Here is a 23,407-nt window from a genome sequence, read left to right as displayed (position 1 = left end):
CAAACGAATTATATATGGCTAAACGAATACTTATTACCGGTGCAGCCGGCTTCCTGGGATCTCATCTTTGCGACAGGTTTATAAAGGAAGATTTCCGTGTAATTGGAATGGATAATCTCATTACCGGAGATCTTAAAAATATTGAGCATCTTTTTGGAAATGAAAATTTTGAATTTCTGCATCATGATGTTACCAGATTTGTACACGTCCCCGGAAATTTGGATTATATTCTTCATTTTGCCTCACCTGCCAGCCCAATAGATTACCTTAAAATTCCAATACAAACCCTCAAGGTTGGATCTGTTGGAACACTGCACTGTCTTGGCCTGGCCAAAGAAAAAAATGCCAGAATTCTTATTGCATCAACTTCTGAAGTGTATGGCGATCCTCTGGTACATCCTCAAAATGAAGATTACTACGGAAATGTAAATTCTATTGGCCCGCGTGGGGTTTATGATGAGGCAAAACGCTTTATGGAATCTATTACCATGGCTTATCATCGGTTTCACGGCCTGGAAACCAGGATTGCCAGGATCTTTAATACCTACGGCCCAAGAATGCGACTGAATGACGGCCGGGTAATTCCGGCATTTATCGGTCAGGCACTAAGGGGAGAAGACCTAACTGTTTTTGGGGATGGTCTGCAAACGCGTTCTTTCTGCTTTGTAGACGACCAAATTGAGGGAATTTATCGTCTTTTGCTGAGTGATTATATCAAACCGGTTAACATTGGTAATCCAGATGAAATCACTATCAGAGATTTTGCTGAAGAGATCATAAAACTCACCGGGACGAATCAGAAAATTGTTTACAAAGAACTTCCACAGGATGATCCCCTTCAGCGCCAGCCCGATATTACCAGGGCTAAAGAGATCTTAGGCTGGGAGCCCAAAGTCCCACGGGAACAAGGAATGAAAATCACTTACGAATATTTCAAGAGCCTAAGTCCTGAAGACCTGAAAAAAAGTGAACACAAAGATTTTTCGAAACATATAAGACGTTGATGAATAGCGAGGTTTTGGTTTCTGTGATAATGCCGGCTTATAATTCTGAAAGATTTATTGAGGCCTCTATTCAATCTGTCAGGGAGCAAACTTATTCTTACTGGGAATTATTGGTTATCGATGATGCTTCTGAAGACCAAACTTCAGCAATAATTAAAGAACTGGCTAGCGCAGACAACCGAATTAAATTACTTCAGAATAAGGAAAATAAAGGCGCAGGGGTTTCAAGAAATAAAGGAATAAGTCGGGCTAAAGGAGAATATATCGCTTTTCTGGACGCTGATGATTTTTGGAAACCGCATAAACTCCAAACTCAGCTGGAATTCATGCGGGAAAACGAGGTTTCGGTATGCTTTTCCAGTTATGAACTTTTCACAGAAAACGGGGCGAAACTAAGGGAAGTCGTACAGGCCTTACCTTATGTGACTTACCAGAAACTATTAAAATCCAATTATATCGGTAATCTTACCGGAATCTATAATGCTGTAGAACTCGGTAAAATTTATGGCCCTGAAATCAGAAAAAGACAGGATTGGGGGCTATGGCTGGCAGCGGTAAAAAAGGCGGGTATCGCAAAAAGCATCAAAGAACCTCTGGCGATTTACCGGCTTAGAAGGAATTCTGTTTCAGGAAATAAATTCGAAATGTTGCGCTACAATTTTAATATATACCATAAGGTTCTGGGTTTTGGTTTCTTTAAAAGTCTGCGTTGTATGCTAATGTTCCTGAAAGAACATTTTTTCGTGAAGAGAAAACAAGTAAAAACTACCTAGATTCGTGAGGTAAACTGCTTAAGCTTACCGCTCTTGTCACGATCTAAAACCTCTTTTCTTTCAAATAAAACCTTTAGGTCTTTTCCTACATATTTCTCGATTGCCCTAAGGATTCTTTCAATTTGATTTTCGGTAAATGCTTTTTCGCTTACATAATCAATTTTGAATTTATCCGGTTCGGTTTGGGCCACCACAAACTCCTTGATATTCCCGTTGTCTTCAATAATGGTTTTGGTAACGTAATAGAAAGTAAGTCCTGGTACAAGTTTACCGTTTGCCAGCCTTGCCACATCGTTGGTACGGCCAATTAGTTTTTGAAGAACAGGGGTTTTTGGCGTGCTTTTTTCAGAAAGTATCCCGGTATCTCCAATGTCGTACCTTATCATTGGGTGGGCCAGATTATAAAGCGAAGTGATTACCACCCTGCCTTCCTGCCCATTAGGTACCGGCTTGTTGTTTTCATCCAGGATCTCCACATAAAGATCTTCAGAATTTACGATCCAGTTTTTATGCTCGTCCTCAAATGCGATTAAGCCTACCTCACTGGCTCCGTACTCATTAATTACAGGAACACCTATTGCGCTTTCAATAAGCTCCCTATCTTCCTTAAAAAGTCGTTCTGAAGTAACTATGCAAAGCTTTAAAGAGGGACAAACCTCTTTTAACTGAAGCTTCCTGCTTTTAAGAAATTTCGCAAAAAGAAGGATTGCACTGGTATATCCGTTTATATAATCGAATTTTGACTTTTGAAAGCGCTCAAGAAAAATCTCCATCTTCCCGTCGCTGAGGTCAAATATATTGAAGCGTCTCCGAAGGCTTATTCTATCTTTAAAACGCTCCTGAAGATTGCCATAAAGATCTAAAGGAATCCCGTAAAAACGTGCTTGTAAACTTTTGTTGAGATCTATGCCGTGCCATTGGTACCTATCTTGAAAGCCTGCCCAACTAAGGGCATGACAAAATCGGTCTTTGGCAAAGATAAATGGCTCCCCGCTGCTGCCCGAGGTTTTCCCGACATAAATATTGCGCTTTTTGAAATTCTTGCTAAGCCTGGTTTTTAGTTTTTGTTGAAGTTCGGCTTTTTGAAGCACCGGTACCTCTTCCCATTTCTCAAAGTTATCTTTCTCACAAAATTCCCGGTAAAATGAATTATTCTTTAAATGAAAATCAAGGATCTCGAATTTCTTGCTCTCCAGGTAATCCTCATAATTATCTTCCGGGATCTCCCGGATCTTATCTAAAAGTTTTTGTGCCCGGTTTATGGGGAATTTATTGAGTTGTAGGGACAGCTTAAACCAGTTCAAGGGCAAATTGCGTTTTTATTCGAAATAAATTGGTGCTTCAATTTACAAACAATTATTTTTGGGACAACATTTAAAAGACTTTCAGAATGAAAATTTTAATACTTGGCTCCGGAGGCCGTGAACATACATTTGCATGGAAGGTTGCCCAGAGCAAAAAATGCACTAAACTTTTTGTAGCACCCGGCAATGCAGGAACCGCTCAACTTGCTGAAAATGTAGATCTAAAGCTTAGCGATTTTGAAAGTATTAAAAATTTCGTGATAAAGCAGGAAATTGAGATGCTCATCGTTGGTCCTGAAGATCCTCTCGTAGAGGGAATAACCGATTTTTTTGCCGAAGATCCCAAATTGAGATCTGTGAAGTTGATTGGACCTTCCAAAGGTGGTGCTCTCCTTGAGGGCAGTAAAGAACGAGCTAAGGAGTTTATGGCTATGCACAACATTCCTACCGCAGCTTACGAAAGTTTTACTGTTGAAAGTCTGGACGCCGGGAAAAAATTCCTGGAAAGTCTAAATCCGCCATATGTTCTCAAAGCCGATGGTCTTGCTGCCGGGAAAGGAGTTTTAATCCTTGAAAATCTTGATGAAGCCAAGGCTGAACTTGAAAGTATGCTTTCTGATAAGAAATTTGGGAAGGCCAGTGCAAAAGTAGTGATCGAGGAATTTTTAGACGGGATAGAACTCAGCGTTTTTGTACTTACCGACGGAAAAAACTATAAGATTCTCCCAACAGCCAAGGATTACAAACGAATTGGAGAGGGAGACACCGGGCTTAACACCGGAGGAATGGGAGCTATTTCGCCCGTGCCTTTCGCCGATAATGAGTTGATGAATAAAATTGAAGAGCGAATCGTAAAACCTACCGTTAACGGATTACAGGAAGAAGAAATAGATTACAAAGGTTTCATATTTATAGGTTTAATAAGAGTTGGGGATGAACCTTTTGTGATAGAATACAATGTGAGAATGGGCGATCCAGAGACTGAGGTGGTTCTGCCCAGGATAAAATCTGATCTGGTAGAATTGCTGGAAAAGGTTTCTGAAGGAAAATTGAATGAAGCAAAGCTTGAGATAGACGAGCAGGCAGCAACCACCGTGATGTTGGTTTCAGGAGGTTATCCTGAAGCTTATGGAAAAGGCAAAGAGATCAACGGTTTTGATGACGTTAAGGATAGCATTATTTTTCACGCAGGAACTAAAAAAGAGGGAGAAAAAATCGTGACCAATGGAGGAAGGGTTATAGCGATAACATCGTTCGGAACAGATTACAAAGAAGCGCTAAAAAAATCTTATCAAAATGCAGAGAAACTACATTTTGATAAGATGTATTATAGAAAGGATCTCGGTTTCGATTTATCCTAAAAATGAATGAGCAGAAGGATCCCGGTTTTCTTCGTCGTTATCGTTGAATTTTTTAAGCTGTTTCATCCAGTAGAAAAAAGCAGCTAATCCAATAAGGATAAAAATAAAATTAATGGCGTTGGCTGCCCACCAGGAGTTTAACTCCAATTCACGAAGTGCGTCTAATGGAATCAACAGTATCTCTTCAAAAAGCCATGCGATTCCTTCAAAAAAATCTCTCATTTAAATAATTTTTATGGCTCTTAGCTGTTTATAAAGCGTGGCCAATTGATAACTGGCCTAAAAGGCCCTCAAATGATAACTTTGTTATAATTTAGATTACAAAAATATAAAAAACGGGAATGCTAACAAGCTTTTTTGGCAAATCAAAACCACTTAACGGAATAGTGGTAGCGTTTTTTATGACGCTTATTTTTGTGGTCGCCAATTTTAAGGAATATTATCTGGCATTTAATCTGGCTATTTTTTTTGAAAAACTGGCAGTTTTACTTGCTTTACTGCTTAGCGTATATGTGCTGAATTTTATTGCCAAAAAAAATGAACTCACCCGGCGCAGTGCCTATAAGATTTTGTTTTTTGCTGTTTTTACCACTTCTTTTTTTGCCCTTCTCAATAATACCCAGGTGATTTTCGCTAATTTATGTATCTTATTTGCATTTAGGCGCATCCTGAGTCTGCGTTCCAAAAAGATTATGCAAAAAAAAGTTTTCGATGCCACTTTTTGGATCTGCATCGCTTCAATTTTTTATTTCTGGTCTATTCTTTTTCTGGTAGTGGTTTTTGCTGGAATTCTCTTTTATCTCCCAAAATTTAAGAACTGGTTGATTCCTTTGGTTGCCTTCCTGGCTGTATACTTACTCAATCTAAGTTTCCATTTGTTGGCTTACGAAAACATATACGGATTTGCCCAGTGGTATGAACCGGTAAATTTTGATTTTAGTAATTATAGAGATCTATCTCTTTTAATCCCTCTTAGTCTTATCCTTGCAGTGCTAATATGGACACTTGGTAATTTTCTGGGACTACTTCAAAAAGCCAGTATAAGTCTACGGCCTTCTCTTAACCTGGTTTTGTTTAGTCTTGTTGTTTCAATTGCTATCGCAGTTTTTTCGCCAATCAAAGATGGAAGTGAACTTATTTTCTTTTTTATTCCGTTGAGTATTATCGCATCAACCTGGTTTGAGCGCAAAAAAGATAAGGTTTTTAAAGAAATTCTGCTGGCAATACTCATCTTAATGCCCCTGCTTCTTCCGTTTATTAACTAGGATTTAGATGTCCAAATGGTACGGCCCCGGCTTATTCTTCATAACTATTTCAAAATATGGTACCTTTGCCTGAAGCAAAAAAGAATTGCCTAAGAAATCATCAAATAGGTATACATTTCAGAAAATAAAAGAATATGTTTTCAGACAAAGCAAATAAAATATTTCAGGAAGTAATAGAAAAATACCACGAAAAGGATACGGTAGATCAGCCTTTTTCGAATCCGTACGATAGCGACATTGAACTTATCGAACATTTGCTGTATCGTAAATGCTGGATAGATACTGTGCAGTGGCATTATGAAGATATCATAAGAGATAAGAACATTGATCCTGTAGATGCACTTAAACTTAAACGCCAGATCGATGCCTCTAACCAGGACCGCACCGATACGGTAGAGTTTATAGATAGTTATTTTCTTAAAAAATTTAAGGATGTTGAACCAAAGGAGGATGCCACAATCAACTCTGAAAGCCCTGCCTGGGCGATAGATAGATTATCTATTCTTGCGTTGAAAATTTATCATATGAATGAGGAGGCCAACCGGGAAGATGCTTCGCAGGAACATCAGCTAAAATGCGATGCGAAACTGAAGGTTTTATTGGAGCAAAGAGTAGATCTTTCTACGGCGATCAATCAGCTCCTTGAAGACATCGCTAATGGCGATAAGTATATGAAGGTTTACAGGCAGATGAAGATGTATAATGACGACGAACTAAACCCTGTTTTACGAGGGAAATAAATAGCCTATAGAATTAAGTAAAGCCATATTTCATATTTGTAAAAGTTATGAAACTATGGCTTTTTTTCTGCGGAAAAAGAAACCGGAATTATGAGCAGAATGAAATCAACAAACAAAGCTTCGGCAACTCAAGGTAAAAGCGCCCATATTCTGGTAATAAGACTTTCTGCAATGGGAGATGTAGCTATGGTAGTTCCGGTTTTGCAAACCCTTACCGCTACCTATCCTGAATTAAAGATTACAATGCTCACCCGTGGTTTCTTTAAACCGATGTTTCAGGATATTCCTAATGTTTCGGTTTACGAGGCCGATGTGAACGGTGTTCATCAAGGGGTTTTAGGCTTATCCCGTCTGGCTAAGGAATTGCGCGATGAAGATATTGATGCAGTGGCAGATCTTCATAATGTTTTAAGGAGCAATGTGTTGAAATCGGTGTTTTATCTCTTTGGGATTCCGGTAGAACAAATTGACAAAGGCCGGAAAGAGAAAAAAGCCTTAACCCGGGAAAAAGACAAGGTTTTTAAACCATTGAAATCCACACATCAGCGTTATGCCGATGTTTTTTCAGCCCTGGGTTACCCAATAGATTTAAGTACACACCACTTTCCGAAGAAAAAGCAGCTTTCAGAAAATATTAAAAAGATTGTGGGTCCTGAACCCAAAAAATGGTTGGGAATTGCCCCTTTTGCACAACACAACTCCAAGGCTTATCCTCCTGATCTTATGGCAGAAGTTCTAAATCAACTTTCCAGGAATAACAAAATAAAAGTTCTGCTTTTTGGAGGTGGGAAAAATGAAAAGGAGCAACTGGAATCCTGGGAAGAACAGTTTGAAGATACTTTAAGCGTGGCCGGGAAGCTAAGTTTTGAAGAAGAACTTGCCCTGATTTCTAATTTGGATGCTATGGTCTCCATGGATAGCGGTAACGGTCATTTAGCGGCTATGTTCGGCATTCCTGTTATAAGTATTTGGGGTGTCACCCATCCCTATGTCGGTTTCAGGCCTTTCAAACAACCAGAAAGAAATAGCCTTTTGCCTAACCTTGAAAAATACCCAAATATTCCAACGTCTATTTACGGCAATAAATATCCTGAGGGATATGAAAATGCCATTCGGGAAATTTATCCTGAACAGATCCTGGGTAAGATCAATGAGGTCTTGTTTTAAAACAAAAAAGGCAACTGATTGCTGCCTTTTTCGTTTTTATTTCCCCTATCTAATTATACATCGTCATAATCAACCTTAAGTTTTGGTGTCAAAGGTTGAGCCTGGCAAGTTAGGATAAGCCCTTCGGCAATTTCCTCATCGGTAAGGATCTGATTTTTTCGCATTTCAGCTTTTCCTTCTTTAATTCTTGCGATACAGGAACTACAAATCCCGCCCTGGCAGGAATAGGGGACATCAAGGTCGTGTTCCAATGCAGCATCAAGAACAGTTCCCTTGGAATCCATACTGAAAGTGGTTTCTTCATCATCAACCAGAACAGTAAGTTCTGTCTGACCTTCTACCTTGGTTTCGATGCTTCCGGTATCTTCTGTAGTAAAAAGTTCAAAATGGATATTTTCATCAGAAACTCCGTTTTCTTTAAGCACTTCCGTGACCTGGTTGATCATTTCTTCTGGGCCGCATAGATAGTAACCTGCAAAAGGATGATCCTTGAATTTATTTTTTACCACATAATTCACAGTGCTGGTCTCAATACGGCCAAAATGTGATTTTTCTTCACGGGTACGACTGTAAACAAATTCGATAAACAACCTATCCGGAAATTTAGCCTGGAGCTCCAGCAATTCCTTGAAGAATATGGTCTCTTCAGGAGATTTATTTCCGTAGGTAAGGATAAAACGGCTTTTAGGTTCTTCGGCTAACACAGTTTTTAGAATGGAAAGTACTGGGGTGATTCCGCTTCCTGCAGCAAAGGCTGCATAGTTCTTAGGCTCGGTGCCGGGTTCCAGGATAAATTTTCCTTCCGGCGGATGTACTTCCAGCTCATCCCCGGCCTGGAGTTTATTATTGGCTATCGCAGAGAATTTCCCGCCTTCAACCTCCTTCACGGTAACTTTGAATTCCCCACCTCCGGGTGCTGAACATAGGGAATAAGCCCTGCGGATTTCTTCGCCGTCCACTTGTGTTTTTATAGTAATATACTGTCCGGCCTTAAAAGTGAACTCTTCCTTTAGATCTTCTGGAATTATAAAGGATATACTCACCGCTTGTGGGGTTTCCCTTATTACTTCTTTTATCTTTAGTTTATGGAACTTTTGCATTCAAAAAATAATTTGAGTGCAAAAATACAAAGTATGTGCTATTTTTTAGTGTAACAAAAGACTATTTTTCATTACTTACATTGGAAATAAGCAATTATGTTTACTCGTTTTTTATCTCTGGAGTGGAAAGCCTTTTTTAGGTCGGCAAGTTTAGGGAAAAGTCTGGGGCTTAGAATTTTGATGATTTTCCTGGCGCTTTATTTTTCTGCTGTATTTTTATTTTTCGGCATAGGCTTATACCCACTTTTACAGGAATTTTTTCCCAGCGACGATCCGCTTCAACTGGTAAACCGCTTTGTTTTGGTATGGCTGGTTCTTGAATTGGGGTTGAGGTTTATGTTGCAAACCCTCCCGGTGATGGATATTAAACCCCTAATGTTATTGCCAATTCCCAAGCGTAAAGTGGTGAATTTTGTACTGATAAAAAGCCTGTACTCCTTCTATAACTTCCTACCGTTATTTATTATAATCCCTTTTGGAATATTCAATATCTATAAAAATGAATATACTGTCTCTTCAATACTGGGCTGGATGGTAGCAATGATTGCGTTAAGCCTGTGTGTGAATTACAGTAACTTTATCATCAAAAAACGCTTCACCGAGAACCTGAAGGCGCTTATCCCGGTGATCTTAACCATTGTAATTTTAGGGGCATTAGAATATTTTCAGGTAATTGAAATAAGTTTTTACTTCGGAAAGCTTTTGGATTTTGTTTTGGCCACTCCTTATTTAGCGGCAATTCCGGTTATTTTACTGGTTATTCTTTATAAATGGAACCAACATAACCTGGAAGGTAAATTCTACCTGGATGCCGGGTTAAAAGGGAAAAAAGGGATTACTAATACCCGTGATTTCGATTGGACGAAAAAATTCGGAAGTATTGCACCTTTTCTTCAGTTAGATCTGAAGCTTATCTGGAGAAATAAACGGCCCAAAACCACTATTTATATGTCACTTTTGTTATTGGGTTACGGGCTTTTCTTTTATCCCAATGACATTTATCAGGGGATGCCCTGGTTTTATGTTTTCGTCGGAATTTTTATTACAGGAATTTTTATGATCAATTTCGGGCAGTTTGTGCCTTCCTGGGATGCCTCTTACTACCCGATGATAATGTCGCAGAATATTCCACTGAAACAATATCTGGCCTCTAAGGCCGGTCTTATAAGCTTTAGCGTTGTGGTTCTGGCAATTCTGTCTACGCCTTATATCTATTTTGGCTGGAATATTTTACTTATAAATATGGTTTGTGCGTTGTATAATATAGGCGTGAATGTACCGGTATTATTATATGCCGGGTCGTTTAATAAAAAGAGAATAGACCTGGATAAAAGTCCGTTTATGAATTACCAGGGAACCGGAGCCACGCAATGGCTGGTAAGTTTGCCACTAATGGCGCTACCTGTTCTGCTTTATTGGCTTACAGATAAATTCTTAGGGATGGAAACCGCCTTAGGGCTTTTGTCGGCCCTGGGAATTGCAGGCTTGCTTTTAAGGCCGGTATTGTTAAATAGCATCGCTAAACGTTACCAGGAAAGAAAATATGCAATGATTAATGGTTTTAAGGAAACCGGAGAATAAAAAATTGAATTTATGATTACCGCGACGAATATTACAAAAGTTTACAATGGAACTACGGTTCTCAATATAGAGCACCTGGACATCCCGGCTGGCCAGAATTTTGGACTGGTAGGGAATAATGGGGCAGGAAAAACCACATTTTTCAGTCTATTGCTGGATCTTATTCAGCCAACCACGGGGAATATTTTTAATAACGAAATTACCGTGAGTCAAAACGAGGAATGGAAAAGTTTTACTGCTTCTTTTATTGATGAAAGCTTCCTGATTGGATATCTTACTCCCGAGGAATATTTCTATTTCGTGGGAGAGTTAAGAAATCGCAATAAAGCCGATGTAGATGCACTTTTAGCTGAATTTGAAGACTTTTTTCATGGTGAGATTCTTGGCCGTAAAAAGTACCTGCGTGATCTTTCCAAAGGGAATCAGAAAAAAGTAGGCATTGTAGCCACACTTATAGGTGATCCCAGGGTCGTGATTTTAGATGAACCTTTTGCGAATCTTGATCCCACCACGCAAATTCGGTTAAAAAAGATCATTAGGGAACGAGCCGCAGCCAATGAAACTACCTTCCTGATCTCAAGCCACGATTTGATTCACGTTACCGAAGTTTGTGAACGTATAGTGGTACTGGATAAAGGAGAAGTGGTAAAAGACATACAGACTTCAGAAGCAACCTTAAGGGAGCTGGAAGATTATTTTTCGGGGGAACCTATGCAGCACCAACCCGAGAATATCTAAAAACCGGTTTTTGTTTCTAAAAAGAAGCGTATTTTTACATACTAAAACAGCGGTAGCTGAGTTAATCATATTACCTAGAACCGGTTGATTTTGAATAGTTTTACTAAAATTTTTGTGCTTCTTATCCTCGTGGGCGGTATTCTTGGCTGTTCGCGCAAGAAAGACAAATTTCTAAACCGGAACTACCATGCGGTAACTACCGAGTATAATACCCTTTATAACGGCCATCTCGCTCTCGATCAAGGTCGGGAGGAACTTATCCAGACCTACGATGATAATTTCTGGGATATTCTTCCTATAGAGCGCATGCAAATTGAGGAGCAAATCCTGCTTCCGGATAGCATTAGAAATCAGAATTTTGGTATAGCTGAAGAAAAAGCGGTAAAAGCTATCCAGAAACACTCCATGTTTATTGGAGGAAAAGAGCGAAATCCACAAATAGATGAAGCTTATATGTTGTTGGGAAAGGCAAGATATTATGAGCAGCGGTTTATTCCGGCCCTGGAAGCCTTCAACTATATCCTTCACAAATATCCGGCGAGTAATAATATAAATACTGCCCAGATCTGGCGGGAAAAAACAAATATGAGGCTGGATAATAACCGGCTTGCCATCAAAAATCTGAAGAATATTCTGAAGCAGGAAGACCTGGAAAGTCAGGCTTTTGCTGATGCTAACGCTACTTTAGCCCAGGCCTTTGTAAATCTTCAGCTTATTGATAGTGCCGTGGTACCCCTTCAAAAAGCCGCTGGAATCACCGGTAAAAATGAGCAAAAAGGGAGATATTATTACATTCTGGGGCAATTGTACAACCGTATTGATCAACCCAGTCTTGCCAACGAGGCTTTCGATAAGGTTATAGAATTAAACCGAAAATCCCCGAGGGTCTACATGGTTAACGCTTACGTTGAAAAAGCACGTAATTTTGATTACAACCAGGGAGAAAATTACCAATTAAGAGCATTGCTTACCGAATTGGAGGAAGACCGGGAAAATCGGCCATATCTCGATAAGATTTATTTTCAGATAGGGGAATATTACAGGAATATCGATTCCACGCGTCTTGCGGTTGAATACTACAACAAGTCATTGCGAGCCCCAATTAGCGACAAATTCCTAAAATCTATTAATTATGAGATCCTGGCCAACAGGAATTTTGAGGATGCAAGATACCGTGATGCCAGTAAATATTACGACAGTACCCTGGCAGTGATGTCTCCCCGACTTAGGGAATACAGGACTATCAAAAAGAAGCGCGATAATCTGGAAGATGTTATTTTATATGAAGAAAGTCTGGCAAGAAACGACAGTATTTTAATGCTGAGCAGGATGCTTCCCGATGAACAACTCGAATATTTCACAGCACATATTGAAGACTTAAAAACAAAAGCCGAGTCTGATAGACTCGCCGGAATTGTTGTTGAAGAAATTCCGCAAACCTCACTTCCCGGTCCGGGGGCAATGCCAACTCCCGGAGGGGCCCGTAATTTCTATTTTCACAACGAAAGCAGGCTGCAAAACGGGCTTCAGACATTTAAAAATATTTGGGGAAACAGGCCTTTGGCAGATAACTGGCGATGGGGAGAATTGGGTTTTGCCGAGCAGGACACCACCGAAGAAACCGAAACGGCTGAAATAAACTTTGATGACGATCCGCGTTTTGATCCTATGACTTATGTAAATATGATCCCTACAGATCAACGAATCCTGGATAGTCTAGCCAGCGATCGCAATATAGCCCGCTATCAACTGGGAATTATTTATAAAGAAAAATACAGGCAGTATGATAGGGCTGCTGAAAACCTGGAAGCGCTGCTGAAAGATAGTACTAAAGAAGACCTTATTCTTCCCGCTAAATATAATCTATACCAAATATATGGGATTACCGGTCGTCTTGCCGATCAGGAAAGAATAAAGCAGGATATTCTCAATAACTATCCCGAATCACGTTATGCTACCTATATTTTAAACCCTCAGGCGATTACTGAGGATGAGAATTCTCCTGAAGCGGTTTATGCTGAAGTTTACAGGAATTTTGAAGAGGAAAAATATGATGAGGTGCTCGTGGAGACTAATAAGTATATTAATGAATTTTCCGGGGAAGAAATCCTGCCAAAATTCGAATTATTAAAAGCTATGGCCATCGCTAGATTGCTTGGTCTTGAGGCTTATAAAGATGCCCTAAACCATGTGGCGTTAACCTATCCGCAAACGGAAGAAGGAAATAAAGCACGGGAATTAATAACCCAGACTATTCCTTCGCTTTCCGGGATGGAATTTAACCGGGATAGTCTTCAGACTAATTTTAAACTGGTTTACACCTTTGATATTTCTGAAAAGGAAAGTGCTTCAGCGCTAAAGGGAAAAATAGATAAAGCCATTGAAAAGCTTAATTACGACCATAAAACTTCAGTAGATATTTACGATCCTGCCACGGTTTTTGTGGTGATTCATGGACTGGAGAACAAGGAAAGGGCTTTGGGATTTGCAGAATTACTTCAGAATAAAGAATTTAAAATTGAAGATGAATTCATTGCCATATCAACAGAAAATTATAGAATTGTACAAATTCATAAAAATTTAGACGCTTACCCACCCCCCAATAATTAAAACCCTACTTATGTTTTCAGATCAAAAAAAATCTAAATCCAAATCCGAAAATACCAAAGAACAAAACCGAATTGCTGCCGGAACAACTATTATCGGAGACATTAGCGGCAAAGGAGGATTCAGGATTGAAGGAACCTTGGATGGTAATCTCAAAACCGCCGGCAAGGTTGTAATTAGCGAAGGCGGCCTTTTAAAGGGCAAACTAGAATGCGAACATGCCGATATTGAAGGCAAAATAAACGGAAACCTGCATGTAACCGGAACTTTGAGCCTGAGAACCTCTGCGGTTATTGAAGGGGAAGTTAGCGCCGGAAAACTCGCTATTGAGCCTGGAGCAACGTTTAATGCCACCTGCCAGATGAATGGCGATGTTAAATCGCTTAAGCAAAAAGATGAAAAAAAATCAGCCTAATAAGTACCTGGCCTATGTGAATATTGCCTTCCAGATGGGTATTATTATCGCAGCCGGTGTTTTTATTGGTATTTGGCTGGATGAGAAGTTCCCAAATAAATATTCAGCTTATACCATCTCACTTTCCCTGTTGGGTGTGTTTGTTGCACTTTACCAGGTTTTTAGGGGTTTAAAGGACCTAAGCGACGACGATTAATATTATGAAGAATAATTTACCAGGATTTTTAAAGGTATTCCTTCTTTTTAGCATTGTACTTTTTGTAATACAGTATTTACTGCTGAATTTTATTTTTGAAAGTGAACTCTTTTATCCCGTATGGGCCATCTATCTTTTTCACTTTTTCGCTACTTTAATCATTTACAGCACTCTGATTTGGGTACATCAGAATTTTCAGGACAAAATCGGGTTTGCTTTTATGGGACTTAGTCTTTTAAAGATGCTAGCTGCGGTGATATTTCTTTTACCCCTTATTTTAAGCGGAATCCCCACAACCTTTTTAAATATCATAGCATTTTTCATCCCTTATTTTTTATTTCTGATCTTTGAAACCCTTTATGTCGTAAAGCTTATTAATTTAAAATAAGTTGTTGTCTCTCAACGAAATCCTTAAATTGGAGTTTCGGTTTAAAAATTTATAACCGGGGCTTTCAGATAAAAATTAAAAGTATACCTTTGCAGCGAAATTTAGAGCCCATAATTTTTAAGCAGAACAGGTACTATGATAGCACATAAATCTTTTAAGATTATAGTGACGTTAACACTAGCCTTCGCCTTACTTCCTTTTTTAGCTTTTGCCTCGGCCGATCAGGTTGAAAATGAAACTGAAGAAAAATTCAATCCAACAGATATGATCCTGCATCATATTGGTGATTCCCACGGATGGCATTTTTTTGGATCAGGCGATAACTCTTACACTTTACCACTACCTGTGATTTTGTGGACAGATAATGGATTAGTGACTTTTATGTCCAGTGAATTTCATCACGATACCGAAGGGGAATACATCGTTGAAAAGGATGGAATGCAATTCGTGAACTATCATGAAAAAATATACCAGTTAGAGGAAAGTGCTGAAACCGTTAAGTTCGACGAAGAAGATTATCCTTTAAATGCCGAAAGACCTTTGGACCTTTCCATCACTAAGAACGTAGCGGCTATGCTTTTAACCGTTATTCTGATGATTTGGTTCTTCTTTGGGTTGGCTGGTTTTCACAAGAAGAACAAACATGCGCCTAAAGGTTTTAATAACGTGCTGGAAACCCTGGTATTGTTTGTTAGAGATGAGATAGCAAAACCTCAGATTGGTGAAAAGAAGTATATGAAATTTATGCCCTTTTTGCTTACCGTGTTTTTCTTTATCTGGATAACCAACTTATTAGGTCTTTTACCGGGAGCAGCTAACGTAACCGGAAACATTGCGGTAACAGTCTCTCTGGGATTATTTACCCTTGCTATAATTATTATGAACGGGAATAAAGATTACTGGAAACACGTTTTCTGGATGCCGGGTATTCCAACGTTCGTAAAACCAATTTTGGCTGTAGTTGAGGTCTTGGGTGTGTTCATTAAGCCTATTGCCCTTATGATTCGTTTGTTTGCAAATATTACTGCGGGTCACATTATTATATTGAGTTTATTAGGATTGATATTTATACTGGAGAGTGCCGGAGTAGCCGGAATTTCGGTGCCGTTTGCACTTTTCATCACAATACTGGAATTGCTGGTAGCATTCCTTCAAGCGTTTATTTTTACAATGCTGTCTGCCCTGTTTATCGGAATGGCAGTTGCGGAACATGAACATCATTAATTTTAATTTTTAATTTATCTATTATGGAATTATTGTATGTAGGTCTTGCAGCTCTAGGAGCTGGATTAGCAGTAGTTGGAGCAGCTATTGGTGTTGGTAAAATTGGTGGTTCAGCAATGGACGCTATTGCCCGTCAACCAGAAGCTTCTGGAAAGATCCAAACAGCTATGATTATCGCCGCTGCACTTGTAGAAGGTGTTGCCCTTTTTGGGGTGGTTGCCGCTTTACTTGGTGTACTTAGATAATCGAACCTTAAAAAAATCCACTTCGCAACGGTTGGTTGCGAAGCGGTTTTTTAAATGATGCTTTTAAACTTTTTTACAATATAGATTATGGATTTAATAACTCCTGAATTCGGATTATTTTTCTGGCAAACAATTGTGTTTTTGGTGCTTATCTTCGTTATGGCGAAATTTGCCTGGAAACCAATTTTGGGTGCAGTTAATAACCGGGAACAATCAATTAACGATGCCCTTGCTTCTGCTGTAGAAGCGCGAAAGGAAATGCAAAATCTTAAGGCCGATAATGAGCAATTATTAAAAGAAGCTCGTGCCGATAGAGATGCTATCCTTAAGGAAGCGCGTGAGATAAAGGAAAAGATAATCACTGAAGCTACTGAAGATGCTCAGAAAAAAGCCGATAGGATTGTAGCTCAGGCCCAGGAAAACATTAAATTGGAAAAGCAGGCCGCAATGACTGAATTGAAAAATCATGTTGCCGCGCTTTCTATTGAAATTGCAGAGAAAGTAATTCGTAAGGAACTTTCAAGTGATGAAAAGCAGCATCAAATGATCGATAAGATGCTTGGTGATGTTTCTACTTTAAACTAATTTAAGATGAAAGGAACCAGGGCAGCACAACGTTACGCTAAGGCAATAATCGGTCTGGCAAAAGATAAAAACGCCACCGATGCGGTATATGATGATATGCAAAGCATATCTCAAACCATTGCTAACAGCAAAGACCTAAAAAGTATGCTTGGTAGTCCGGTCATTAAGTCCGGAATTAAAAAAAGTGCCCTTCGGGAGATATTTAAAGATGCTCACGCGATAACCATGAGTAGTTTTGATATCCTGGTAGAGAACGGTCGAATTGACCTTTTAGAAGTTGTAGCGAGACAGTACATTGCAAGGTATTATACGATGAATAATACTCAGCAGGCTATTGTTACAAGCGCAGTTCCTTTAACAAAGGAGCTTGAAGATAAGGTTCAAACTAAAATTAAGGAACTAACCGGGAATGAAGCCAGCCTCAAAAATGTTGTTGACGAAGATATGATTGGTGGTTTCGTGTTAAGGGTTGGCGATTTGCAATTTGATGCCAGTGTAGCCAACAACCTTAACAGGCTTAAGAGAGAATTAAAAAACAACACATACGTTTCAAAATTTAATTAAAACCGTTACACTTAAAGTGTGACATTTTATCCTAAATAATTATGGCAGAAGTAAATCCTGCTGAAGTATCAGCAATATTAAAGCAGCAATTATCAGGTTTTGAGTCAGAAGCCAGTTTAGACGAAGTGGGTACCGTACTTACTGTAGGTGACGGTATTGCTAATGTTTACGGTTTGGCAAATGCTCAATATGGAGAATTGGTTCAATTTGAAAGCGGCCTTGAAGGGATGGTGCTTAACCTGGAGGAAGACAACGTTGGAGTTGTACTTCTAGGACCAACCAAAGAGATCAAAGAAGGTTCGGTAGTAAAAAGAACCCAACGAATCGCTTCCATTAAAGTTGGAGAAGGCATCGTTGGCCGTGTGGTTGATACCTTAGGAAACCCTATAGACGGAAAAGGTGCAATTGAAGGGGAAACTCTTGAAATGCCACTTGAACGTAAGGCCCCCGGAGTAATCTTCCGTCAGCCAGTTAACGAACCTCTTCAAACCGGGATCAAATCTATTGATGCCATGGTGCCAGTAGGTAGGGGACAGCGGGAACTTGTGATTGGTGACCGTCAAACCGGTAAGACAACGGTTTGTATCGATACCATCCTAAACCAAAAAGAATTTTACGATGCCGGAGAACCGGTATACTGTATATATGTTGCCATTGGGCAGAAAGCTTCTACTGTTGCAGGTATCGCCAAGGTACTTGAGGACAGGGGAGCGCTTGCTTATACAACAATTGTAGCTGCAAACGCATCAGACCCTGCACCGATGCAGGTTTATGCTCCTTTTGCAGGTGCAGCGATAGGGGAATTTTTCCGCGATACGGGTCGTCCTGCGCTAATTGTGTATGATGATCTTTCTAAACAGGCGGTAGCTTACCGTGAGGTTTCTCTTTTGCTTCGTCGTCCACCGGGGCGTGAGGCATATCCTGGAGACGTTTTCTTCCTTCACTCGAGACTTCTTGAGCGTTCAGCGAAAGTGATTAACAATGATGAAATCGCTAAGGGTATGAACGACCTTCCTGATCCTTTAAAAGACAGGGTAAAAGGAGGAGGATCACTAACGGCACTTCCAATTATTGAAACCCAGGCGGGAGATGTTTCGGCATATATCCCAACCAACGTGATCTCGATCACCGATGGTCAGATATTCCTTACTTCCGATCTTTTTAACTCGGGGGTTCGTCCTGCGATTGATGTAGGTATTTCTGTATCCCGTGTAGGTGGTTCGGCTCAGATTAAATCGATGAAAAAAGTTGCCGGAACCCTTAAACTTGACCAGGCACAGTACCGTGAACTTGAAGCTTTTTCTAAGTTCGGTTCGGATTTGGATCCTTCTACCCGTCGTGTAATCCAAAAAGGTAAGCGTAATGTTGAGATCCTGAAACAGGGCCAAAATGATCCTTACCCGGTAGAAAACCAGATTGCAATTATCTTTGCTGGTTCCAAGAACTTGTTAAGAGACGTTCCTGTAGATAAGGTAAAGGAGTTTGAAAAAGATTACCTGGAGTTTCTTGATACAAAGCACAGAAATGTTCTGGATACTCTTAAGGCCGGTAAATTAACCGATGAGGCTACTGATACCCTTACGCAGGTAGCTAAGGAAATTTCAGAGAAGTATAAAAAGTAAGAATTATTGTCATTCCCGCGAAGGTGGGAATCTCATAAAGTAACTTATGGCAAACTTAAAAGATTTACGTAGCAGGATTATTTCGGTTTCATCAACCATGCAGATTACCAGTGCCATGAAAATGGTATCGGCTGCAAAGTTGAGCAGAGCCCAGGATGCAATTACCCAAATGCGTCCTTATTCTGAAAAGTTAACCCAGTTGCTACAGGATTTAAGTGCTACCTTAGATGATGCGAGCAGTAAATATGCCGAGGAGCGCGAGGTTAACAATGTGTTGATCGTTGCTGTTTCATCAAACAAGGGATTGGCCGGTGCTTTTAATACCAATATCATAAAAGCGGTTAAGTATAAGGCTAAGAACGATTACAAGGCTAAAAATATAGATATTTACACAGTTGGAAAAAAAGCCAATGATATCCTGAAAAAGGAATATGATATCTATAAGAATAACACTGAGATCTATGATGATCTAAGCTTTGAAAACGCCTCAGCCATCGCTGAAGAATTGATGCAACTTTTCCTTGATGAGAAGTATGATAAGATAGTTCTTGTGTATAACCAGTTTAAAAATGCGGCGACGCAATTCGTTCAGCATGAACAGTTTTTGCCTATCGAGCAGTTTGATTCTGAAGAAAACAAACAACTGGACTATATCTTTGAGCCTTCAAAATTAGAGATCGTAAAAGATCTAATTCCGAAGTCGCTGAAAATGCAATTCTTCAAGGCTCTTAGAGATTCTTTCGCTTCAGAGCACGGTGCGCGAATGACGGCTATGCACAAAGCGACAGAGAATGCTACAGAGCTTAGAGATGATCTTAAATTGTCTTACAACAAAGCCCGACAGGCTTCTATTACCAATGAGATCCTTGAGATTGTTGGTGGTGCCGAGGCCCTTAATGGTTAATCATATAAAATAAGCGGAATTTCTTTCCGTTAATAAACCCTGTCTAACGGCAGGGTTTATTTATTTGGTATATCTTTTGTTTTTGTAACTTTAAAATCACAAAACCCCTTACTATGAAAGCTCCCTTTTTTATATTCAGTATAGTGCTTTTAAGTATTTTAAGCAGCTGCGGCAGTAATAAAGAACTTCAGGAAAGAGCCCCGGCTCAGTTTAACGAGGTTTATTATTCTGAGACCGAAGATGGTTTAGATCTTTACATACCTGTTTCGGTAATTCAGGAAAGCAGGGTGCAGCTGGAAAGTGTTTATTTTCGCGGAATGCATTCCCCGCTTCAGTTGGATGAAGAGCAATCTAATCTTTATATAGCTTCCTTCGCCTTAGGAAAAGGAGATAAGGTGATGCACGTAGATCCTAAAGAAGAATACGGTAATAAGGCGCCACAAGCTCCCAAGGAGAGTCCGTTTGAAATCAACAAAGATGAAGCTATCCTTGTTTTTAAGCAAAACGATAAGACAAAATACTATAAGTTAACCGGAATAGAGGAAAGAAATTAATATCTTGATGACAAAACAGGTCCCCGGTTGAGTACTTTAAAACGTTTTTTTCAGGACACTATAATATACGGTTTTGCCACGGTGCTTCCCAGGCTAATGAACTTTATCCTGGTGCCGCTGCACACCGCCGCCCTTAGTACCGGAGACTATGCTATAAATACAACTTTCTATGTTTGGGCTGCGTTTTTTAACGTAGTTCTGACCTATGGGATGGAGACCGCCTTTTTTAGGTTTTTCAGCCATTCTAAAGAAAAAGGGAAAGTTTTTTCAACCGCTTTTATCACCCTTTCCGTAACAACGGTTTTCTTTTTTATCCTCGTCTTTCTTTTCAGAGATTATATTTTTGGCCTTCTGGATTTGCAGCCATTTTATTTCAATATTCTGCTGGGGATACTTGCGCTGGATACCTTAGTGGTTGTGCCTTTTGCCTGGCTACGCGCTTCTAATAAACCGGTTAAATTCGCCGGGGTTAAGATCATCAATATCGCGATAGTAGTGTTGCTGAATTTTTATTTTCTATGGTGGGTACAAAGATTTCCGGGTTCTACTCCTCAGATTATCCTGGATAACTACTCCGATGCGGATAAGGTCGGGTATATTTTTCTCTCTAACCTTGCAGCCAGTGCAGTGACCTTTTTGATCTTATTGCCGTATTTTTTCAGAACAAAACTAGATTTCAGCTTTCCTTTGCTGAAGAAAATGTGGCATTACGGCTGGCCGGTTATGGTTGCCGGACTTGCCTTCGTGATCAATGAAAACCTGGATAAACTGCTGTTGAAGGATATGATTTCCGATGAAATTATGGGAGCCTACGCCGGTTGTTACAAGCTGGCTGTATTTATGACTATTTTTGTGCAGGCTTTTAAGCTCGGCGCCGAACCTTTCTTTTTCAATCAGGCTAATGCCGAAAATGCAAAAAACACCTATTCTCTTATCCTTACTTATTTTGTTATTGCAGGAAGCTTTATTTTGCTGTTTTTGGTAGCTTTTATAGATCTTTTTAAGGAACTCATAATCCGAAACAGCGATTATTGGGTTGCACTTTCTATCGTGCCTATTGTTCTGTTGGCGAATTTGTTTTTGGGTATCTATCACAACCTTTCGGTTTGGTATAAACTAACAGATAAAACCCGAATTGGGATGTATATTTCTATTTTTGGAGCAATTATTACCGTTTTATTCAATATCATCCTGATCCCGGTCCTTGGTTTTATCGCTGCAGCCTGGGCAACTCTGGCGGCTTATGGAAGTATGGCCGTGATTTCTTATTTCCTCGGAAGAAAATACTATCCGGTGCCTTATGACGTTAAAAAAATAGCTTTTTACCTGTTATTGTCTACCGGCTTTTCCATAATTTCCTTTGGTTTTTTCAGGGAAAACTATATCGCCGGTTCAGGCTTTGTTTTGGGATTCCTGATTATAGCCTTTATAAACGAACGAAAACAGTTAAAACAAATAATAAATTAACAAGCATTTGTTCTAAAATGAACTTTTAAATTTAAATGAATGAAAGTAAAAATTATCAACAAATCGATGCATAATCTGCCTCACTACGAGACCGAAGCTTCGGCGGGAATGGATTTGCGTGCAAATATTTCAGAATCAATAACCATTAAACCTCTCGAGCGTGCAATTGTAAAAACCGGACTTTTTATGGAATTGCCGGTAGGGTATGAAGCGCAGGTTAGACCCAGAAGCGGCCTCGCTGCAAAAAAAGGAATTACCGTTTTAAACTCCCCAGGCACGGTTGATGCCGATTATCGTGGCGAAATTGGGGTGATCCTGGTTAATCTTTCCAACGAAGATTATACTATAGAAAACGGAGAAAGAATTGCCCAAATGGTAATCTCCAAACACGAACATATCTCCTGGGAAGAAGTAGAAGTTCTGGAAGAAACCACCCGCGGTGCCGGAGGTTTCGGTAGCACGGGGCATAAATAAGAATATTATTTGGCCGGTTATTACCGGTTGTGCGGAAAATTAATATTAACAGAAAATTCTCTACAATTCAGGGAATTACAAATTACACCTATGAAAATTATAGTACCAATGGCAGGTCGTGGTTCGCGACTTCGCCCGCATACCTTAACAGTTCCAAAACCTTTGATCCCCATTGCGGGAAAACCGATAGTACATCGGCTAGTCGAAGATATCGCCGGAGTGCTGGATGAAAAAATAGACGAGATCGCTTTTGTTATCGCAGAAGATTTTGGCCCTAAAGTAGAAAGCGATCTAAAGGCGATTGCCGAGAGTTTAGGAGCCAAGGGAACAATTTATTACCAGGATAAACCTTTGGGTACCGGGCATGCCATAATGTGTGCTAAAGAGTCTCTGGAAGGTCCAGCCGTGATTGCTTATGCAGATACCCTTTTTAAAGCCGATTTTACATTGGATAAAGAAGCCGATGGCGTAATTTGGGTAAAACAGGTAGAGAATCCTGAAGCCTTTGGTGTAGTGAATCTTAACCAGAACAACGAGATCGTTGACCTTGTGGAGAAACCACAGGAGTTTGTTTCAGACCTTGCGGTGATTGGGATTTATTATTTTAAAGATGTTGCGGTTCTTAAAAATGAACTTCAGGGCGTACTCGATAAAAAACTTACCCGTGGCGGAGAATACCAGATCAATGATGGCATCCAGGCTATGCGAGCAAGCGGACTTCGTTTTGTGCCCGGGAAAGTCGATGAGTGGATGGACTGCGGAAATAAAAACGTAACCGTTGAAACCAATGGCCGAATGCTGAATTTTCTTCATCAGGAAGGAAAGGACCTGATCTCTAAGTCTGTAAAAATCAAGAATTCTGAAATTACCGAGCCCTGTTTCATTGGAGAGAATGTGGAATTGCTCAATGCTAAGATCGGCCCCAATGTTTCAGTAGGAGATGGCACCAAAATTGAGAATTCAACTATAAAAAACAGCCTTATTCAGAATTTTTCAGAAATAAAAAATGCGAAACTGGATAACGCCATGATTGGAAATCATGCTAAATTCAACGGGGAGTTTACCCAGATTAGCATTGGAGATTATTCAGTTTTAGAATAGCTCCTTCCAAAAGGCCTGAGGCTTCAAA

General features: G+C 39.8%; 25 protein-coding genes. 22 read left to right on the top strand and 3 right to left on the bottom strand.

The genetic code is table 11. The features are described 5' to 3' along the window. Window positions 1–14 precede the first annotated feature (14 nt). Both BM266_RS08115 and BM266_RS08110 read left to right on the top strand, forming a co-directional pair. Entirely contained in the window at window positions 15–1,004 is a 990-nt protein-coding gene (locus tag BM266_RS08115; protein WP_093408143.1) for a UDP-glucuronic acid decarboxylase family protein, read from the top strand. Further along, window positions 1,004–1,777, top strand: coding sequence for a glycosyltransferase family 2 protein (locus tag BM266_RS08110; RefSeq protein ID WP_093408140.1), 774 nt, complete (start codon window positions 1,004–1,006; stop codon window positions 1,775–1,777). The genes BM266_RS08115 and BM266_RS08110 overlap by 1 nt, the downstream gene beginning before the upstream one ends. Here BM266_RS08110 and BM266_RS08105 read toward each other — a convergent pair. Further along, window positions 1,774–3,081: a phenylacetate--CoA ligase family protein gene (locus BM266_RS08105; RefSeq protein WP_093408138.1), complete on the bottom strand. Its 1,308-nt coding sequence runs from the start codon at window positions 3,079–3,081 to the stop codon at window positions 1,774–1,776. The genes BM266_RS08110 and BM266_RS08105 overlap by 4 nt on opposite strands. An 86-nt stretch (window positions 3,082–3,167) precedes the next feature. Between BM266_RS08105 and purD the strand changes: the two genes are divergently transcribed. Continuing rightward, window positions 3,168–4,442 (top strand): phosphoribosylamine--glycine ligase, encoded by a 1,275-nt coding sequence (gene purD / locus BM266_RS08100; protein WP_093408135.1) that lies wholly within the window; start codon window positions 3,168–3,170, stop codon window positions 4,440–4,442. Here the strand turns inward: purD and BM266_RS08095 are convergent. After that, entirely contained in the window at window positions 4,434–4,664 is a 231-nt protein-coding gene (locus tag BM266_RS08095) for a DUF6341 family protein (protein ID WP_093408134.1), read from the bottom strand. The genes purD and BM266_RS08095 overlap by 9 nt on opposite strands. A gap of 119 nt (window positions 4,665–4,783) precedes the next feature. Here BM266_RS08095 and BM266_RS08090 point away from each other — a divergent pair, with 119 nt between their 5' ends. From BM266_RS08090 to BM266_RS08080, 3 genes are all read left to right on the top strand, one after another. Then, window positions 4,784–5,707, top strand: coding sequence for a DUF6427 family protein (locus BM266_RS08090; RefSeq protein WP_093408131.1), 924 nt, complete (start codon window positions 4,784–4,786; stop codon window positions 5,705–5,707). Window positions 5,708–5,841: 134 nt separating this feature from the next. Further along, window positions 5,842–6,447, top strand: a complete 606-nt coding sequence (locus BM266_RS08085; RefSeq protein ID WP_093408129.1) for a DUF4254 domain-containing protein — start codon at window positions 5,842–5,844, stop codon at window positions 6,445–6,447. A gap of 99 nt (window positions 6,448–6,546) precedes the next feature. Then, window positions 6,547–7,614, top strand: coding sequence for a glycosyltransferase family 9 protein (locus BM266_RS08080; RefSeq protein WP_093408299.1), 1,068 nt, complete (start codon window positions 6,547–6,549; stop codon window positions 7,612–7,614). Window positions 7,615–7,667: 53 nt separating this feature from the next. On the opposite strand, the gene BM266_RS08075 is transcribed toward BM266_RS08080, so the two are convergent. Next, on the bottom strand, window positions 7,668–8,714 hold the full coding sequence (locus BM266_RS08075; protein WP_093408126.1) for a ferredoxin--NADP reductase: 1,047 nt from the start codon (window positions 8,712–8,714) through the stop codon (window positions 7,668–7,670). 96 nt (window positions 8,715–8,810) lie between these two features. Between BM266_RS08075 and BM266_RS08070 the strand changes: the two genes are divergently transcribed. The 16 genes from BM266_RS08070 (at window position 8,811) to BM266_RS07995 (ending at window position 23,379) form a co-directional block, all read left to right on the top strand. Further along, a complete protein-coding gene (locus BM266_RS08070) occupies window positions 8,811–10,295 on the top strand; it encodes a DUF5687 family protein (RefSeq protein ID WP_093408123.1) in 1,485 nt (494 codons plus the stop codon). 12 nt (window positions 10,296–10,307) lie between these two features. Continuing rightward, entirely contained in the window at window positions 10,308–11,033 is a 726-nt protein-coding gene (locus tag BM266_RS08065) for an ABC transporter ATP-binding protein (protein WP_093408121.1), read from the top strand. Between the two features lie 114 nt (window positions 11,034–11,147). Further along, on the top strand, window positions 11,148–13,643 hold the full coding sequence (gene porW / locus BM266_RS08060; RefSeq protein ID WP_245760408.1) for a type IX secretion system periplasmic lipoprotein PorW/SprE: 2,496 nt from the start codon (window positions 11,148–11,150) through the stop codon (window positions 13,641–13,643). A 10-nt stretch (window positions 13,644–13,653) separates the two neighbouring features. Beyond that, entirely contained in the window at window positions 13,654–14,055 is a 402-nt protein-coding gene (locus tag BM266_RS08055) for a bactofilin family protein (protein WP_093408116.1), read from the top strand. Then, a complete protein-coding gene (locus tag BM266_RS08050; RefSeq protein WP_093408113.1) occupies window positions 14,036–14,251 on the top strand; it encodes an AtpZ/AtpI family protein in 216 nt (71 codons plus the stop codon). Before BM266_RS08055 ends, BM266_RS08050 begins: the two co-directional genes overlap by 20 nt. A gap of 4 nt (window positions 14,252–14,255) precedes the next feature. After that, complete coding sequence (locus BM266_RS08045) at window positions 14,256–14,639, top strand: hypothetical protein (protein ID WP_093408111.1); 384 nt, start codon at window positions 14,256–14,258, stop codon at window positions 14,637–14,639. A 135-nt stretch (window positions 14,640–14,774) separates the two neighbouring features. Next, window positions 14,775–15,863, top strand: coding sequence for a F0F1 ATP synthase subunit A (atpB, locus tag BM266_RS08040; protein WP_093408108.1), 1,089 nt, complete (start codon window positions 14,775–14,777; stop codon window positions 15,861–15,863). Window positions 15,864–15,886: 23 nt separating this feature from the next. Then, window positions 15,887–16,108, top strand: a complete 222-nt coding sequence (gene atpE, locus BM266_RS08035; protein ID WP_072553516.1) for an ATP synthase F0 subunit C — start codon at window positions 15,887–15,889, stop codon at window positions 16,106–16,108. Window positions 16,109–16,195: 87 nt separating this feature from the next. Next, a complete protein-coding gene (locus tag BM266_RS08030; RefSeq protein ID WP_093408106.1) occupies window positions 16,196–16,693 on the top strand; it encodes a F0F1 ATP synthase subunit B in 498 nt (165 codons plus the stop codon). A 6-nt stretch (window positions 16,694–16,699) separates the two neighbouring features. After that, complete coding sequence (gene atpH, locus BM266_RS08025; protein WP_093408103.1) at window positions 16,700–17,257, top strand: ATP synthase F1 subunit delta; 558 nt, start codon at window positions 16,700–16,702, stop codon at window positions 17,255–17,257. A gap of 41 nt (window positions 17,258–17,298) precedes the next feature. Next, window positions 17,299–18,879 (top strand): F0F1 ATP synthase subunit alpha, encoded by a 1,581-nt coding sequence (atpA, locus tag BM266_RS08020; RefSeq protein WP_093408101.1) that lies wholly within the window; start codon window positions 17,299–17,301, stop codon window positions 18,877–18,879. A 46-nt stretch (window positions 18,880–18,925) separates the two neighbouring features. Further along, window positions 18,926–19,783, top strand: a complete 858-nt coding sequence (atpG, locus tag BM266_RS08015) for an ATP synthase F1 subunit gamma (protein ID WP_093408098.1) — start codon at window positions 18,926–18,928, stop codon at window positions 19,781–19,783. A 113-nt stretch (window positions 19,784–19,896) separates the two neighbouring features. Beyond that, on the top strand, window positions 19,897–20,337 hold the full coding sequence (locus BM266_RS08010) for a hypothetical protein (RefSeq protein WP_093408096.1): 441 nt from the start codon (window positions 19,897–19,899) through the stop codon (window positions 20,335–20,337). A gap of 27 nt (window positions 20,338–20,364) precedes the next feature. Beyond that, on the top strand, window positions 20,365–21,804 hold the full coding sequence (locus BM266_RS08005; protein WP_093408093.1) for a lipopolysaccharide biosynthesis protein: 1,440 nt from the start codon (window positions 20,365–20,367) through the stop codon (window positions 21,802–21,804). A gap of 39 nt (window positions 21,805–21,843) precedes the next feature. After that, window positions 21,844–22,278, top strand: coding sequence for a dUTP diphosphatase (gene dut / locus BM266_RS08000; RefSeq protein ID WP_093408091.1), 435 nt, complete (start codon window positions 21,844–21,846; stop codon window positions 22,276–22,278). A 90-nt stretch (window positions 22,279–22,368) separates the two neighbouring features. After that, on the top strand, window positions 22,369–23,379 hold the full coding sequence (locus tag BM266_RS07995) for a sugar phosphate nucleotidyltransferase (RefSeq protein ID WP_093408088.1): 1,011 nt from the start codon (window positions 22,369–22,371) through the stop codon (window positions 23,377–23,379). The last annotated feature ends 28 nt before the right edge of the window (window positions 23,380–23,407 follow it).

Source organism: Salegentibacter flavus (genome assembly GCF_900115145.1).
Classification (GTDB): Bacteria; Bacteroidota; Bacteroidia; order Flavobacteriales; family Flavobacteriaceae; genus Salegentibacter; species Salegentibacter flavus.
Note: the sequence above shows the minus strand (reverse complement) of the source record. Positions and strands in the feature narration are given on the sequence as shown.